Annotated in this window: 19 protein-coding genes, 1 tRNA gene and 1 pseudogene; 12 read left to right on the plus strand and 9 right to left on the minus strand. The window is 62.0% G+C overall.

Annotated features, from left to right (window positions below):
* The 7 genes and pseudogenes from NKI61_RS30110 to NKI61_RS30140 all read left to right on the plus strand — a co-directional run.
* Positions 1–360: pseudogene (locus tag NKI61_RS30110) on the plus strand (hypothetical protein); the annotation flags it as partial.
* Between the two features lie 202 nt (positions 361–562).
* Complete coding sequence (locus tag NKI61_RS30115) at positions 563–934, plus strand: HNH endonuclease (protein ID WP_352842042.1); 372 nt, start codon at positions 563–565, stop codon at positions 932–934.
* A 113-nt stretch (positions 935–1,047) separates the two neighbouring features.
* Positions 1,048–1,530, plus strand: coding sequence for an HNH endonuclease (locus NKI61_RS30120; RefSeq protein ID WP_352842055.1), 483 nt, complete (start codon positions 1,048–1,050; stop codon positions 1,528–1,530).
* Entirely contained in the window at positions 1,527–1,775 is a 249-nt protein-coding gene (locus tag NKI61_RS30125) for a hypothetical protein (protein WP_352842043.1), read from the plus strand. The genes NKI61_RS30120 and NKI61_RS30125 overlap by 4 nt, the downstream gene beginning before the upstream one ends.
* Entirely contained in the window at positions 1,772–2,707 is a 936-nt protein-coding gene (locus NKI61_RS30130; protein ID WP_352842044.1) for a hypothetical protein, read from the plus strand. Before NKI61_RS30125 ends, NKI61_RS30130 begins: the two co-directional genes overlap by 4 nt.
* Complete coding sequence (locus NKI61_RS30135) at positions 2,704–3,120, plus strand: hypothetical protein (RefSeq protein ID WP_352842045.1); 417 nt, start codon at positions 2,704–2,706, stop codon at positions 3,118–3,120. Before NKI61_RS30130 ends, NKI61_RS30135 begins: the two co-directional genes overlap by 4 nt.
* 234 nt (positions 3,121–3,354) lie before the next feature.
* Entirely contained in the window at positions 3,355–3,864 is a 510-nt protein-coding gene (locus NKI61_RS30140) for a DNA N-6-adenine-methyltransferase (RefSeq protein ID WP_352842046.1), read from the plus strand.
* A gap of 2 nt (positions 3,865–3,866) precedes the next feature.
* Here the strand turns inward: NKI61_RS30140 and NKI61_RS30145 are convergent, their stop codons facing one another.
* Positions 3,867–4,172 (minus strand): DUF982 domain-containing protein, encoded by a 306-nt coding sequence (locus tag NKI61_RS30145; RefSeq protein WP_352842047.1) that lies wholly within the window; start codon positions 4,170–4,172, stop codon positions 3,867–3,869.
* An 11-nt stretch (positions 4,173–4,183) separates the two neighbouring features.
* Between NKI61_RS30145 and NKI61_RS30150 the strand changes: the two genes are divergently transcribed.
* The 4 genes from NKI61_RS30150 (at position 4,184) to NKI61_RS30165 (ending at position 6,139) form a co-directional block, all read left to right on the plus strand.
* Entirely contained in the window at positions 4,184–4,321 is a 138-nt protein-coding gene (locus tag NKI61_RS30150) for a hypothetical protein (protein ID WP_352842048.1), read from the plus strand.
* A 338-nt stretch (positions 4,322–4,659) separates the two neighbouring features.
* Positions 4,660–4,902, plus strand: a complete 243-nt coding sequence (locus NKI61_RS30155) for a Lar family restriction alleviation protein (RefSeq protein ID WP_352842050.1) — start codon at positions 4,660–4,662, stop codon at positions 4,900–4,902.
* Positions 4,899–5,072 carry a hypothetical protein gene (locus NKI61_RS30160; protein ID WP_352842051.1) on the plus strand — a complete coding sequence of 58 codons (174 nt, stop codon included), beginning with the start codon at positions 4,899–4,901 and terminating at the stop codon, positions 5,070–5,072. Before NKI61_RS30155 ends, NKI61_RS30160 begins: the two co-directional genes overlap by 4 nt.
* A complete protein-coding gene (locus tag NKI61_RS30165; RefSeq protein WP_352842052.1) occupies positions 5,069–6,139 on the plus strand; it encodes a tyrosine-type recombinase/integrase in 1,071 nt (356 codons plus the stop codon). Before NKI61_RS30160 ends, NKI61_RS30165 begins: the two co-directional genes overlap by 4 nt.
* A gap of 28 nt (positions 6,140–6,167) precedes the next feature.
* On the opposite strand, the gene NKI61_RS30170 is transcribed toward NKI61_RS30165, so the two are convergent.
* A tRNA-Leu gene (locus NKI61_RS30170) sits at positions 6,168–6,252 on the minus strand.
* Between the two features lie 338 nt (positions 6,253–6,590).
* Here NKI61_RS30170 and lipB point away from each other — a divergent pair.
* Positions 6,591–7,334: a lipoyl(octanoyl) transferase LipB gene (lipB, locus tag NKI61_RS30175; protein WP_023670798.1), complete on the plus strand. Its 744-nt coding sequence runs from the start codon at positions 6,591–6,593 to the stop codon at positions 7,332–7,334.
* 19 nt (positions 7,335–7,353) lie between these two features.
* Here the strand turns inward: lipB and NKI61_RS30180 are convergent, their stop codons facing one another.
* From NKI61_RS30180 to mce, 7 genes are all read right to left on the minus strand, one after another.
* Entirely contained in the window at positions 7,354–7,497 is a 144-nt protein-coding gene (locus NKI61_RS30180) for a hypothetical protein (protein ID WP_352842053.1), read from the minus strand.
* On the minus strand, positions 7,497–8,606 hold the full coding sequence (locus tag NKI61_RS30185; RefSeq protein ID WP_352842054.1) for a site-2 protease family protein: 1,110 nt from the start codon (positions 8,604–8,606) through the stop codon (positions 7,497–7,499). The genes NKI61_RS30180 and NKI61_RS30185 overlap by 1 nt, the downstream gene beginning before the upstream one ends.
* A gap of 460 nt (positions 8,607–9,066) precedes the next feature.
* Positions 9,067–9,750: an ABC transporter ATP-binding protein gene (locus NKI61_RS30190; protein WP_023685211.1), complete on the minus strand. Its 684-nt coding sequence runs from the start codon at positions 9,748–9,750 to the stop codon at positions 9,067–9,069.
* The gene (locus NKI61_RS30195; protein WP_027050260.1) at positions 9,747–10,985 is read right to left on the minus strand and encodes a lipoprotein-releasing ABC transporter permease subunit; all 1,239 of its coding nucleotides are present in this window, start codon (positions 10,983–10,985) and stop codon (positions 9,747–9,749) included. The genes NKI61_RS30190 and NKI61_RS30195 overlap by 4 nt, the downstream gene beginning before the upstream one ends.
* A gap of 104 nt (positions 10,986–11,089) precedes the next feature.
* Positions 11,090–12,418, minus strand: coding sequence for a proline--tRNA ligase (gene proS, locus NKI61_RS30200; RefSeq protein WP_023805490.1), 1,329 nt, complete (start codon positions 12,416–12,418; stop codon positions 11,090–11,092).
* Positions 12,419–13,146: 728 nt separating this feature from the next.
* Entirely contained in the window at positions 13,147–13,431 is a 285-nt protein-coding gene (locus tag NKI61_RS30205) for a DUF1467 family protein (RefSeq protein ID WP_023690962.1), read from the minus strand.
* Positions 13,428–13,832, minus strand: coding sequence for a methylmalonyl-CoA epimerase (gene mce / locus NKI61_RS30210; protein ID WP_023727689.1), 405 nt, complete (start codon positions 13,830–13,832; stop codon positions 13,428–13,430). Before mce ends, NKI61_RS30205 begins: the two co-directional genes overlap by 4 nt.
* Positions 13,833–13,995: the final 163 nt, after the last annotated feature.

A 13,995-nucleotide genomic window follows, 5' to 3' on the forward strand; every position in this document is an offset into this window, starting at 1 on the left:
ACCCCCGACCCCAACGTCGTCGCTGCCGATTCTTCCGAACCCGCTGAAGCGGCGGACCTGACGACGGACGGAGGCACTGAAGCACCGGCAGAACCGGATGCGCTTCCGTCCGTCGATCTCATCGAGCGCAGCAAAAAGCTTCGCGAGTGCATCGACAAGTTCATCCTCGCCGCAGCCGACCCGACCGTGCCCAGCGCCAAGGATCGTCAGCAGACCGTCATCTTCGCCAAAGATGCATGGAAGGCCTCTTTGCCGGATGATGCCGCATTCGTGAAGGTCTGCACCGACACCGCCAACAAGGTGGTGAAGGGCGAACTGCAGGCCGATGCGGCGCGGCGGTATCTGGAGGGCTTGCTGTGACCCTACGCCGGCACATCACCCGCCTCTTGGCCTGGTGGAACACTGCGCACCCAGACCGTGCTCTGGAAACGGCAATCCCCGCCTACGCGGAGGCCGTCAGACGCGAGCGGCGAGCTCGGGCACGCAATGACGCCCGCGGCATCGGACGCGCTGTAGCTGATAAGCGCGCGGCGCTGCACGCTGATATGCGGGGCGCCCGCTGATGGCTCGCACCGTCACCGAATGGATCGGCAAGACCGACGACAGCACGGCGCCGCGGCTGTGCCAGTTGCGGATCCTCGATCGCCAGGACAACAGGTGCGCCCTCACCGGCCATGTGTTCGTACCGGGTGACAAGATAGAGTTCGATCACATCACCGCGTTATGGCTCGGCGGCAAGAACCGTGAGAGCAACCTGCAGGCCGTGCTCGGCGTCGCGCACAAGCGCAAGACCAAGGTCGAGGCGAAGGTGCGCGCGAAGGTCAACGCGAACCGCGCCAAGCACCTTCTCGGCAAGAAGTCGAAGTCATTCCAGAAACCCGCAGGCGTCAAATTCAATTGGGGCACAGGCCGTTACGAAAGGGCAGAGCAATGAACTGCTCAATTTGCCAGCGGGCAGCCTATGCGCGAGGCTTGTGCAAGCGCCACTACGATTCAAACCGCATCCATGGCGACGCCAGACATGTCGATGAGAGAACGACGGCAAACATGGAGTGGGTCGTAAACAGTCTAGAGCGGCGGACCGACGAATGCTTCTCATGGCCATTCGCTCGAAACTCCAATGGATATTGCCGCCTCACGTTCCGAGGCTTCAACGACTACGCCCACCGAGTGATCTGCTTACTGAGGCACGGTTATCCGCCATCGCCAAAGCATGAGGCTGCCCACTCCTGCGGTAAAGGTCACGAAGGCTGCCTGAACCACGAGCATCTCCGGTGGGCCACTCGCAGCGCTAACCAGCAGGACCGGTCTCTGCATCAAACTGACAAGCGGGGATCCAGGCACCATTTTGCAAAAGTCACCGAAGAGCAAGCTCGCATCGTCAAAGGACTCGGTGAGACACAAACCGTCGCACAGACAGCCGCAGCCGTCGGGATTTCCTATTCCGCGGCGCATCACATCATCAAAGGAACGTCTTGGCGTTGGCTGTCAGCCGAGCAGGGCCGCTACGTGAAGGAATCCGCCCCATGAAGCTTCCCGCCACGGATAGAGCGCCGAACCTAAGCGCGGCAATGGTGCGCGATTACCCGGAAGCGCTCGACAACATCGAAGCGGTTATCCGGCTTGCCAGGGCAAATTTCCCGCGCACCAACGATGTCACGATTGAAACCGCAGGATCGTCGCCGAAGGCTTCCCTGACCGTTTCGTGGACCGTCCTCGCCTTCTTGGTCGACGCAGGCCGCGCCGCTCTTTCCCTCTCCGGAGATAAGCCATGACAAGCGACACACAGCGCTCGGAACTGATCGAAGACGCCTTTGTCGAAGGCTACAGGCAGGGCATGGAGCGCGCGGCTCTGCGCAAGCTGGACTTCAGTGAGCCGGAACTTGCCAGCATCAAATCAGCCGGCGCCTGCTATGTCGCATCGCTCGAATCCACCCCTCCCAAGGTAGGAAGTGGAGAACTGGATGCGGCGGTCGAGGTGGCGGCACTGGCAATTTACAAGCGGCGCCATTCTGGTGATCCAAATTGGCCCGTTTGGCTAAACAAGGACGGCTATCATCAGGAGCCTTACGTCAAATCGGTGCCCGATTGGAAATGGCGGGGTTACGGAGAAGATGCAAGGTCAGTCCTCGCCGCCCTCGCCTCTCCAGTCGATCACCCTGAAGTGGTGAGGGTGAAGATCAAGCCGCTTGATTGGAAGTTCGCCAACGGATGGTGGTTCGGTCCGACCGCCGAGGGCCAAGATTATATCGTGCGTGACAGTCGTGCGACCAATTCCGCAGGTCAATGGCTTTGGGGCCTTGGCGTAGAGGAATACAATCTAGAGCCTTCACTAGAAGCCGCCAAAGCCGCCGCGCAGGCCGACTACGAGACCCGTATCCGTTCCGCCCTCCGCCCCTCAGATAGCCCTGCCCTTGAGGCGGGGGTGGCGGAACGATCCGGCAAAGAGCGCGATGTGCTGTTCTTCGCCAGTTACTGCGGAAAGGACAACACGGCGTGCTCTGATGCCAGGCCGTGCCCGGTGTGCCTTGGCATGAGCAACATTTATCGCATCCCGGCCGAGACGCCAATCAAGTATGTCCGTCAGCTTGAGCCGAGTTGGAACGCCAACAAACATCTGGAAAAGTTGACTGCTCGGCAGATTGGGAGGGCCATTCGCAAAAAGGCCGCCGCTCTCGCCACCCCTGCAACGGAGCCCGGCAAATGAAGGACGCTGCTGAACTGATCGCGGAAACGCTCACGACCGAAGAGCTTCTGAAAACGCGGGAATGGTGCACGAGCCGTGAGGCGCAGAAGCCATGGTACGGTGAGTATGGCGACAGCCCCAAGATGCTCACCAAATGCGCGATCATGGTTGTGCTGATCGATGAAGCAATCGCCGGGCGGGCCGCCGCAGACCAAATTGAAACACTGGAGGCCCGCGTTGCAACGCTTAGTGCGGACGACGCTGCGCATGACTTGATTATGCGGTCTGTCGGTCTCGCCATGGAGATTCAGTTCTACGACCACGGCTTCGACGAGAAGACCAAGCTGAAGTTTTGGGCGCTACGTGACGACATGCGCCAATGGCTGGTCGATCAAGCTAATGCCGCCCTCGCCGCTCGTGAGGCATCCCGATGACCATTCGCGGGGAGCGCTGGTGCGTCAAGCATCGTGATGGATGGTGCGCCACACTAGATGGCAAGCAGCACGACGACAACGCATCCAGCGTAGCCACCAAGTGCGGGCATTTCGTTTGCCTTCCGCATGGCTCCGCCAGGCGCCGGCCGACTTGCATCGAATGCCTCGCAGCGAGGGCCGCCTGATGTCTCCCTACGCCAGCCTCTTTGGCTTCTTCAATGAAAGGAATGCGCTGTGAGCCATTGGGAAGCGAACGGGAAATCCAACGACTGGTTTACGCCGGCCTATGTGTTCGATGCGCTGGGCTGCACGTTTGACCTCGATGTTGCCCACCCTGCGGATCTGCGCACCCATGTCCCGGCGAAGCAGTTCATATCGGCCAACAGCCTGGCTTTGGACTGGTTCGGCTTCATTTGGATGAACCCCCCTTTCGGTGGCCGCAACGGCATAGAGCCTTGGTTGGACAAGTTCTTCGCTCATGGCAACGGTATCGCTTTGGCGCCAGATCGGACCTCCTGTCCGTGGTGGCAGGCCGCTTCCCGCAAATCTGATGCCGTCCTGTTTGTCGATGGCAAGATCAAGTTCGAGAAGCCAGACGGCACCACCGGTGACAGCCCCTCCAATGGGACGACGCTGTTTGCGGCCGGGCAGCGCGGCGTTGATGCCCTGATGGTCGCGGAGCTTGCCGGGCTCGGCATCACGATGGTCCCGCCGTTTGCCATTGCGCGGAGGGCCGCTGCATGACCCTACTCCCCGCGCAACTTCCCCTGTTCTCTCGCTGCTTCAATGAACGCAGCGCGCGCATCTTCAACAGTCGAGCTTGGCGGGTCTGCAATCGCTCCGTAGCACACGGGATAGGCCGCCTCGATAGCCGGGCTCAGTCCTTTGTCGCGCACCCAGGTTTGCATTTCTTCAAGCGCGCGTTCCACGTCGCCTATGTGGGCGGTGCCGCGAGACCAGAGGATGGCGACGGGCGCGGGGAAGCTGTGAAATCCGGGCATCGGCGGCGCTTTTCGTTGAGCGAATTGACGACTTATGGTATTGTTTTTCAAGGAGAATTGCAATGAAAGGCCGCGAAGACATTCGCTTTGAAACGACCGTCTACGGAGGCGGCAACATCATTCGTTACCGCTGCATCCGAGATGGCGTAGCGACCAACTGGTACCCAACCCGAACCGAAGCATGGGAAGCCGCACAATGACCTACGAAGACGCAAAGACTAGCTGCCACGTCCGTTCGGCAATCTGCCGTGAGGCGGCACCGACTGTCCTATATTGGAAGAACCACACAACGCCGCTCGACGCGCAAGTGCCCGACGCGGATAAGGCCGAGACCGATTGGCGGGAACACGATCCGCGCGAAGGAACCGGCCCGCACATGTTGCTAGACGAATACCGAAGGTTCCACTGAACGCCGAGATGCACCCGCCTGCCGGTGAAAGCCGGGCGACGCAGGCTACGGGCAGCATGGGGGACCGTACCAGTGACCGGAACGTCGCCGGTAGGTGCGGTCTCCCACCCCTCAACAAAGGACCGGACAATGAGCGAAGCTGAGGAACTCAAGGTTTGCCCATTTTGTGGCAGCGCTAAAAAACCGACACTCATGGACTTCGAGGGTGAGCCCTACGTTCCAGGCTTCGAAGTCCGCTGCGATGCTTCCGGTTGGGAAGGCATGGATGAAAGAGGGTGCGGCGCAACATCCGGATGGGGTGAAACGCGCGAAGAAGCCACCGCCAACTGGAATCGTCGCGCCGCTCTCTCAGATACTGAGAAGACCGGATGACGAGAGCGCTCGCCCTTTCGCAGCGACAGGCCCGCACATTGCTGCGCGCGGCCGAGGCGGAGCGCGGGATTATCGAAGTCAAGATAGGCGACAAGGTTTTCCGCCTTATCCCCGAAAGTCTTGCACAGCCGGCGAAGCCAATTGACCAAGAGAAGGACTTCCGGCTTTGACCGACGACATGCCCAGGAAGCTGCCGCCATTCGTGACCCGCGAGAGAAGCCGCCACGGCAAGCTGATGTTCTACTTCAGGAGGGGCAAGGGGCAGCGGGTCCGGTTGCCTATGCTCGGAACGCCGGAATTCGATATCGAGTATCACGCCGCCTTGACGGGCGCCGCACCTGTCAGGAAGGCCGTGGTGGGTGTCGGCAGCCTCAGATGGCTCATCGCCCGCTACAGGGACGGCACCGCCTACAGGGGCTTGTCTGAAGCCACGCGGAAGCAGCGGGACAACATCTTCAAGGGAGTGGTCGAAACGGCTGGGGACGTGGCCTACAGGGCCGTGACGCGCAAGAAGATCATGGATGGCCGCGAAGCCCGCGCGGCAACACCAGCGCAAGCCAGGAACTTCCTCGACGCCATGCGCGGCCTGTTCCGTTGGGCGCTCGACGCTGAGTTGATCGAGATCGACCCTACTGCCGGCGTAAAGAACCCACCGCGCCCCAAGGGCGACGGCTTCGCGGCTTGGACGGAAGATGATGTCATTGCCTATGAGGATTGCTGGGCAGAGGGCACCAAGGAGCGCGTCTGGCTCCACGTCCTGCTCTACACCGGACTGAGGCGCGGCGACGCCGTGACAGTCGGCAAGCAGCATGTCCGCAATGGTGTCGCGACACTCCGGACCGAAAAGACCGGAACGGAGGTCAATATCCCGATTCTCCCAGCATTGGCCGAGACTTTGGCCATTGGACCGACCGGGGATCTGGCGTTCATTGTCGGGGAGAATGGCCGGCCGCTGACCAAGGAGACCTTCGGGAACATGTTTCGGACCGCTTGCAATGCGGCTGGGGTGAAAAAATCAGCCCATGGCGTGCGCAAGATCGGCGCCACCAGGGCGGCGGAAGCCGGAGTGACCATGCGTGAGCTTGAAGCTTTGTTCGGCTGGACAGGCGGAACAATGGCCTCGCTGTACACCAAGACGGCCGATCGGAAGCGACTTGCGATGCAGGCTTCGGAAAAGATCGGGAACGCCCAACGCCCTAACCGGGGCAATCCGGTTCGGGGCAAGTCGGAATTATGATAATGTTTTCAATGGCCCAAAAGTTGAATGGTGCGGTCGAGAAGACTCGAACTTCCACGGGTTGCCCCACAGCGACCTCAACGCTGCGCGTCTACCAATTCCGCCACGACCGCCCGTGGTAGGAGCCGGAACAAACCGGCTCGCGGCGTGTAGCAAATCGTTTCCGGCGAAACAAGGGCGCGGCGCGCAATAATCGCCGCAAATTGGCATATCGACCTCTACAGCGCCGCGCGTCCTGTGGGACGCGCAAAGGACGCTGCAGCACTTTGATTTGGCGCATAATCCTTTCCGAAGATCGTTCCTATCTTCGGGGTCGTGCGCGAAGGCCGAAATGCGTGGCGAACTGGACGTTTCAGCCGGATACCGCCATATGAAGGGCAAATGCATTTGGCCCCAGAGCGCAAGCCGGTTTCGCCAAGCCGGCGTGCGTCACGCGAAAAACGAAAAAGCCATGACCGAACGCAGCCAGATCGCCACGTCGTTCCTGCCCTTGCCGGGTTCGGCGCCGGTCGAATGGCGCATCGAGCCCGGCCTGACCGGCTACACCGATGCGCTGGCCCTGATGGAAGCGCGCGCCGAGGCGATCCGCACGGGTGCGGCCGCCGAGATGGTCTGGCTGGTCGAGCATCCGCCGCTTTACACCGCCGGCACCAGCGCCCGCATCGAGGACTTGATCGACCCCGACCGTTTCCCGGTCTTTGCCGCGGGGCGAGGCGGCGAATACACCTATCACGGGCCGGGGCAGCGGGTTGCCTATGTCATGCTTGACCTGAAGCGCCGGCGCGAGGATGTGCGCGCCTTCGTCGCCGCGCTCGAGCAGTGGATCATCGGCACGCTTGCCGCCTTCAATGTGCGCGGCGAACGCCGCGAGGACCGCGTCGGAGTCTGGGTGGTGCGGCCCGAGCGCCCGTCCCTGCCCGACGGCTCGCCGGCTGAAGACAAGATCGCGGCCATCGGCATCCGGCTGCGGCGCTGGGTGAGCTTTCATGGCATTGCCGTCAATGTCGAGCCGGATCTCAGCCATTTCAGCGGCATCGTGCCATGCGGCGTGCCGGATCACGGCGTCACCAGCCTCGTCGACCTCGGCCTGCCCGTGACCATGGGCGATTTCGACCTGGCGCTGAAATCCGCCTTCGAGGATGTTTTCGGGGCAGCGGAGTCAACTTCTGCAGAACCGGCTCGCAAGGCCGGCTGAGTCTCGCCTCGACCAACGCTCAAAGCAACCGCGCCGAGGCCCACAACAGCCCGAAACCGTGAATGGCGAAGACGGCCAGCAGCGCGCCGGCCATGGCGAAACGGTCGAAGATGCGGATCGGCTTCAATTCGTGGCGCGGTTTTACCCCGCTACCCACTGTCATCAGGCTGAGGATGGCAAAGACGGCGCCCGCCACCAGCAGAAAGGTTTGGGAAAAGCCGGCCAGCCAGCCAAGCCACAGCAAGGCCGAGAGCAGGGAAAACGAGGCGAGCGCCAGAGGGCGACCGGCCCCGGGCAGATCTGGCGCAGTACCTGGCCGCCGTCGAATTTCCAAACCGGCACCAGATTGGCGATGTTGAACAATGCGGCAAAGCCGGCAAGCGTCGCCAGAAGGGCCGCGGCAAGCCGATGTCCCTCGCCGGATGCGAGCCCGCTGGCGACGATCAGCAGCGGAACCAGGAACGCGGAAAAGCCGGCGCCCATCAGCGCCACGAAGGCGACCTCGAAGCGGCTGTCATAAGGCCGGCCACCAATGGCGAGGCCGCCGAGCAGCGGGATAAAGATCATCCGCGCCTTGCGATGACCGGTCAGCCGAAAGGCCGCCATGTGGCCGAGCTCATGCAGGGCGACCACCGAGGTCAGGATCGCGGCCAGCGCCAGGCCGCCGAGATTGAGCCCGAAGAACGGCCACAGGATGAAAGCCGAAAGAACGGCGAAACCGACCTGGCTCAGCGGATGCTCGAACCAACCGCCCTTGCGATATTGTCCGGTCCTCGCCCAGACCTCCAGCTTGCCGAGCTCGCGGCGCATGGCGAAGTAGCGGAACACCAAGAAGGCGACGCCGCGATAGCGATCGGTCTGGCTGAGCGTCACCCGCGTGCCGGCACCTTCCGAGGTGAGTTCAGTGGTCTCATAAAAATCCTTCCAGAACGACGCGTCGAGCGCGGTATCCTCGATGACCCGCATCGAAAAACGACTGCCTTCGACGACGTCCTCGAAGCGCGACCTGCGCTCGATCGGCTGGCCGTCCCGGCCCTCCCAGGACAGCAGGATGCGGGCCGTGCCCTGCCCGTCCAGCGGCTGGGCCGAGAGTATCTCGCGAGACCAGCCGGCATCGCTGCCGAGCGGCCACAGCGCCTGCCAGAGGCGCTGCCGGTCCATTGCGACCACGCGGCTGAGCCTCACCGTGCGCAAACCGAGCGGCGCAGTCATCAAAAGGAAAATCAATCCGAGATTACCGGCCACCAGAAGGGCCGTCACGATCGGCGACACCTGAGGTTTTTGCTCCCTGTATTTGGCAGGGCAGCCTAGCGTCATGGCGGCAAGAAAGGCTTAACGGCACAGCGCCTTCCTGCCCGCCTAAAACAGTGCGGCGAACCGCAGTTGCATCACATGGCGCCGATCCAGACAGCCATGGAAACCAGAAACGCACTCATGCACACCAACGAAACGACGTCCTGAACAAGATCGCTCATAACTCTCTCCTGTTGTTGATATGTTCGTATTTTGTTCTAACTTTGTTCGAAAGTCAATGAGCGGAAAGCGGCATGCCGACGAATCCTGACAGCCGGTTTGGGCAGGGTTAAGGAAAGGTTGACGGGGTGACGGCAGTGCTGACGCAGGGCGCCTCGCATGCCTTTGCGATCGGCCGAAACGCCATCACTTCGTCATCCCAGGGCGGAGCAAGGAGCGCAGCGACGCGGCGAAGACCCTAGGATGACGAAGTTGGGGCCTACAGCGGAACGACCTTACCGTCCGCCAGCGTCACCCGGCGGTCCATGCGCGAGGCGAGCTCGTGATTGTGGGTGGCGATCAGCGCGGCAAGGCCGGACTGCTTGACCAGCGCGCCAAGCGCCTCGAAGACATAGGACGCAGTGACCGGGTCGAGATTGCCGGTCGGCTCGTCGGCCAAAAGCAGCAAGGGCGCATTGGCGACGGCACGGGCGATGGCGACGCGCTGCTGTTCGCCGCCGGACAGCTCCGACGGCCGGTGCGACGCGCGCTTGCCGATCTGCATATAGTCGAGCAGCTGTGCTGCGCGCTCCGACGCCTCCTTGCGCGAAAGGCCTTTGATCAGCTGCGGCATCATGATGTTTTCGAGCGCTGAAAACTCCGGCAGCAGATGATGGAACTGATAGACGAAGCCGACATCGTTGCGGCGGATTGCCGTGCGTTCGTCGTCGGAGAGCCGTCCGCAGGCGCGGCCGGCCAGAATGACGTCACCGGCATCGGGGCGCTCGAGCAGGCCCGCCGTGTGCAGCAGCGTCGACTTGCCGGTGCCCGACGGCGCCACCAGCGCCACCATCTCGCCGCGCTTCAGCGAAAAGTCGGCGCCGTTCAAAATGGTGAGCTTGCGCGGCCCCTGGACATAGTGCCGCTCGACGCTCTTCAGCTCGATAATGATCTCGGACTTCATTCGTATCTCAAGGCCTCGACCGGATCGAGCCGTGCGGCGCGCCATGCCGGAAACACTGTTGCCAGGAAGGACAGGCCGAGCGCCATCAGGATGACATAGGTGGTCTCGCGTGGGTCCATCTTTGCCGGCAGTTGGCTGAGGAAATAGAGTTCCGGATTGAACAGCACCTTGCCGGTCATCCAGGAGAAGAACTGGCGGATCGATTCGATGTTGGTGCAGATGAGCACCCCGAGCAGCACGCCGGCGAGCGTGCCGGTTACGCCGATCGCAGCGCCCGTCATCAGGAAGATGCGCAGGATGGCGCCGCGCGAGGCGCCCATTGTGCGCAGGATGGCGATATCGTGGCCCTTGTCCTTCACCAGCATGATCAGGCCGGAGATGATGTTGAGCGCCGCCACCAGCACGATCAGCGTCAGGATCATGAACATGACGTTGCGCTCGACCTGCAGTGCTGAAAAGAACGTCTCGTTGCGCTGGCGCCAGTCGACCATGTCGATCGGCCGTTGCGCCGCCGCATCCACCAGCGGTTTCAGCGCGTCGACATTATCGGGATTGTCGACATAGATCTCGATCGTCTGCGCCCTGCCGTCCATGTTGAAATAGAGCTGCGCTTCGGAAAACGGCATGTAGACGATGGAGCTGTCATACTCCGACATGCCGACCTCGAAGATCGCCGCCACCTTGTAGCCCTTCAGCCGCGGCGTCGTGCCCATCGGCGTCACATCGCCGTCCGGCGAGATCAGCGTGATGGTGTCGCCGAGCACAAGGCCGAGATTCTCCGCCATGCGCTTGCCGATGGCGACGCCATCGCCGGAGTCGAAGCCGTCAAGCGTGCCTTGCTTGACGTTTTGGGCGACGATGGCGATCTTGCCGAGGTCTTCGGCCCTGATACCGCGCACCAGCGCGCCCATGCCGCCGCCGACATTGCCTTGCGCCAGGACCTGGCCGTCGATCAGCGGTATCGCGTATTTGACGCCGGCCACGCCGTTGATGCGGGCTGCGACCTGCGCATAATCCTCAAGCGGCGAATCCAGCGGCTGCACGATCAGATGGCCGTTGACGCCGAGGATGCGGGTCAGAAGTTCGGCTCGAAACCCGTTCATGACAGCCATGACGACGATCAGCGTGGCGACGCCCAGCATGATGCCGAGGAAGGAGATCGAGGCGATGACCGAGATCACCGTCTCCTTGCGGCGCGACCGCAAATAACGCCAGGCGACCATGCGTTCGAACATGGAGAACGGGCCGGCGACCGGAGACTTGGTGACCGGAGACTTGGCGACCGGAGACTTGCCAACCGGAGACTGGGCTACCGAAGACTTCGCTGCCGCGGCTTCGCTCATGCGGTTGCACCGAAGCGTTTCCTGGCCTCCGCGACCGGCAGCGTCTCGCGCTCGCCGGTCCGGCGGTTCTTGATCTCGATCTCGCCGGCGGCCACGCCGCGCGGCCCGACGATCACCTGCCAGGGCAGGCCGATCAGGTCGGCAGTGGCGAACTTGCCGCCCGGCCGCTGGTCGGTGTCGTCGTAAAGCACATCCTTGCCGGCGCTGGTGAAGGCGGCGTAGATCTCGCCGCAGACGCGGTCGCACTCGGCGTCGCCGGCCTTCATGTTGATCAGGCCGATGTCGAACGGCGTCACCGCTTCCGGCCAGATGATGCCGCTCTCGTCATGGCTGGCCTCGATGATCGCCGCCACCAGCCGCGACGGACCGATACCGTAGGAGCCGCCGGAAACGAAATGATCCTTGCCGTCGGGCCCGGTCACCTTGGCGCCCATGGGCTTGGAATATTTGTCGCCGAAATGGAAGATGTGGCCGACCTCGATGCCGCGTGCCGAGACCCGGTCGGCCTCGCCAAGCTTGTCCCAGGCCGCCTCGTCATGCATCTCGTCGGTGGCGGCGTAAGGCGTCGTCCACGTCTTGACGATGTCGGCGATCTCGCCGTCATTGCCGAAGTCGGTTTTCTCGCCGGGCACCTGGAGCGACAGATATTCGCGGTCGCAATAGACCTGGCTCTCGCCGGTGTCGGCCAGGATGATGAATTCATGGCTGAGATCGCCGCCGATCGGCCCGGTGTCGGCCCGCATCGGAATGGCCTGCAGCCCCATGCGCGTGAACGTTCGGAGATAGGATACGAACATGCGGTTATAGGCGGCCTTCGCGCCCTCGAAATCGAGGTCGAAGGAATAGGCATCCTTCATCAGGAATTCGCGCGAGCGCATGACGCCGAAGCGCGGCCGCACCTCGTCGCGGAACTTCCACTGGATGTGGTAGAGGTTTAGCGGCAAGTCCTTGTACGACTTGACGTAGGCGCGCACGATCTCGGTGACCACTTCCTCATTGGTCGGACCGTAGAGCATGTCGCGGTCCTGCCTGTCCTTGATGCGCAACATCTCCTTGCCGTAATCGTCATAGCGGCCGCTTTCGCGCCACAGATCGGCCGACTGGATGGTCGGCATCAGGATTTCCAGAGCGCCGGCGCGGTTCTGCTCCTCGCGGATGATGCGGCAGACCTTGTCCAGCACCAGCTTGCCCAGCGGCAGCCAGGAAAAACTGCCCTGCCCCTGCTGGCGGATCATGCCGGCACGCAGCATCAGCCGGTGCGAGACGATCTCGGCCTCGCGCGGATTTTCTTTCAGGATGGGCAGGAAAAACTGCGACAAACGCATGGACAGGTCCGTGAGAGAGGAGGCTGCGCCGGAATCGGCGCGGCTGGCTTGCTTGCCCCGGCTTCATAGCTATTTCGTGACGGAATGGAAACCCGACCGGCCGTATCGGCCCGAAATCGCAAAAATCGATTCTTCTTCCAAAGACCTTCGCACCGAAAACGATAATGCTTCTGACGCAAAGTGATCGCCTGACTGCAAAGTCCTCACACACGCTTTGCGCGTCCGGGCGACGCGGCACACCTGACCAGATTAAGGCGGCAGCCCCGGTGTTGTTCGTTTCGCAAGCAAAGCCTGCCGCACTATTGTGCACTGCAGCACAGATTGCCCGATTGCGGGCAAAATTCTGCGTGACAATTTCATCAGGGTTAGGCTAGTGTGCCCCGATAACCGAGAGGGTGGAGAAAAATCTGCTCTCCTACGCGGTCAAAGTCTTGGGAGGATGCGATCTAGGCGCGGTTACCCGCTGCCGCCGGAAACCGGAAAACAGATCGGAACGCGTTTAAATTGCAAGGCCTTGTGCCTTGCATTTTTTTTGCCCGATCATCTGGTTAGATCAACCTGTTCCCAAATCACGTGAGCTTGCGTCAGCCTGACACCAAGGCGTGATTCTAATGCGGGTGGGCCATGCCTGACCGCCGATTGCGCGTCGCAGGCTGGTGAGACAAAACCTGAGTTTGGCGCTCCGAAACAGGCACAAACATCCCAGCCGATCTGTCAGCGGGAAAGTGTTAGTTAGCCGGTGTCTGGCTGGCTTCGGGGATGATGTGGGGGACTTCGTCGAGGCTGTAACCCAGCCCGTGCGTCAGGCTGTAGAAAACCCCCATGACGACAGCCGTGACGATGGTGGTGCGGATCACGGCGCGCAGCATATGCGGTCCGCGCGGCGCGCTCGCAACAGTGCCCAGCGTCACGTCCTGATCGTCATCCTGCGTCTTGACGCTGAACGGCAGCACGATGAACAGCATCAGCCACCAGGTGATGAAGAACAGCGCGGCAAACGAAATCCAGCTCATGCCTGCTCCAGTTCGACCAGCGTGCCGAAGAAATCCTTGGGATGCAGGAACAGCACCGGCTTGCCGTGAGCGCCGGTTTTGGGATTGCCGTCGCCCAGCACGCGGGCGCCGCTTGCTTTGAGGTGATCGCGCGCGGCAAGGATGTCGTCGACTTCGTAGCAGACATGATGCATGCCACCCGAGGGGTTCTTCGCCAGAAAGGCCGCGATCGGCGACCGTTCGCCCAGCGGCTCCAGGAGTTCGATCTTGGTGTTGCCGACATCGACGAACACCACGGTAACGCCATGCTCGGGCAGCGCTTGCGGCGCGGTGACCTTCGCGCCAAGCGTATCGCGATAGGCCGCAATCGCCGCGGCCAAGTCCGGCACGGCAAGCGCTACATGGTTCAGGCGTCCGAGCATGAAGTGCTCCACAAGTTAAGAGAGTAGGGAATGGGCAGTAGGCAGTAGTGATACATCTGCATTTTTCTCCACTGCCTACCGCCTACTGCCTATTCCCTCACCTCGTCACAAACACCGTCACCAGCGGCTTCTTGCCCCAGGCCTCGTTGGCGGCGCCGCGCAC

The sequence above is a fragment of the Mesorhizobium sp. M0514 genome, assembly GCF_040321145.1.
In the GTDB taxonomy this organism is placed as follows: domain Bacteria; phylum Pseudomonadota; class Alphaproteobacteria; order Rhizobiales; family Rhizobiaceae; genus Mesorhizobium.

Coding starts and splice junctions, on each gene's coding strand:
- NKI61_RS30115 (WP_352842042.1), top strand. CDS start 563: ATGGCTCGCACCGTCACCGAATGGATCGGCAAGACCGACGACAGCACG.
- NKI61_RS30120 (WP_352842055.1), top strand. CDS start 1,048: ATGGAGTGGGTCGTAAACAGTCTAGAGCGGCGGACCGACGAATGCTTC.
- NKI61_RS30125 (WP_352842043.1), top strand. CDS start 1,527: ATGAAGCTTCCCGCCACGGATAGAGCGCCGAACCTAAGCGCGGCAATG.
- NKI61_RS30130 (WP_352842044.1), top strand. CDS start 1,772: ATGACAAGCGACACACAGCGCTCGGAACTGATCGAAGACGCCTTTGTC.
- NKI61_RS30135 (WP_352842045.1), top strand. CDS start 2,704: ATGAAGGACGCTGCTGAACTGATCGCGGAAACGCTCACGACCGAAGAG.
- NKI61_RS30150 (WP_352842048.1), top strand. CDS start 4,184: ATGAAAGGCCGCGAAGACATTCGCTTTGAAACGACCGTCTACGGAGGC.
- NKI61_RS30155 (WP_352842050.1), top strand. CDS start 4,660: ATGAGCGAAGCTGAGGAACTCAAGGTTTGCCCATTTTGTGGCAGCGCT.
- NKI61_RS30160 (WP_352842051.1), top strand. CDS start 4,899: ATGACGAGAGCGCTCGCCCTTTCGCAGCGACAGGCCCGCACATTGCTG.
- lipB (WP_023670798.1), top strand. CDS start 6,591: ATGACCGAACGCAGCCAGATCGCCACGTCGTTCCTGCCCTTGCCGGGT.
- NKI61_RS30180 (WP_352842053.1), bottom strand. CDS start 7,497: ATGACAGTGGGTAGCGGGGTAAAACCGCGCCACGAATTGAAGCCGATC.
- NKI61_RS30190 (WP_023685211.1), bottom strand. CDS start 9,750: ATGAAGTCCGAGATCATTATCGAGCTGAAGAGCGTCGAGCGGCACTAT.
- NKI61_RS30195 (WP_027050260.1), bottom strand. CDS start 10,985: ATGTTCGAACGCATGGTCGCCTGGCGTTATTTGCGGTCGCGCCGCAAG.
- proS (WP_023805490.1), bottom strand. CDS start 12,418: ATGCGTTTGTCGCAGTTTTTCCTGCCCATCCTGAAAGAAAATCCGCGC.
- NKI61_RS30205 (WP_023690962.1), bottom strand. CDS start 13,431: ATGAGCTGGATTTCGTTTGCCGCGCTGTTCTTCATCACCTGGTGGCTG.
- mce (WP_023727689.1), bottom strand. CDS start 13,832: ATGCTCGGACGCCTGAACCATGTAGCGCTTGCCGTGCCGGACTTGGCC.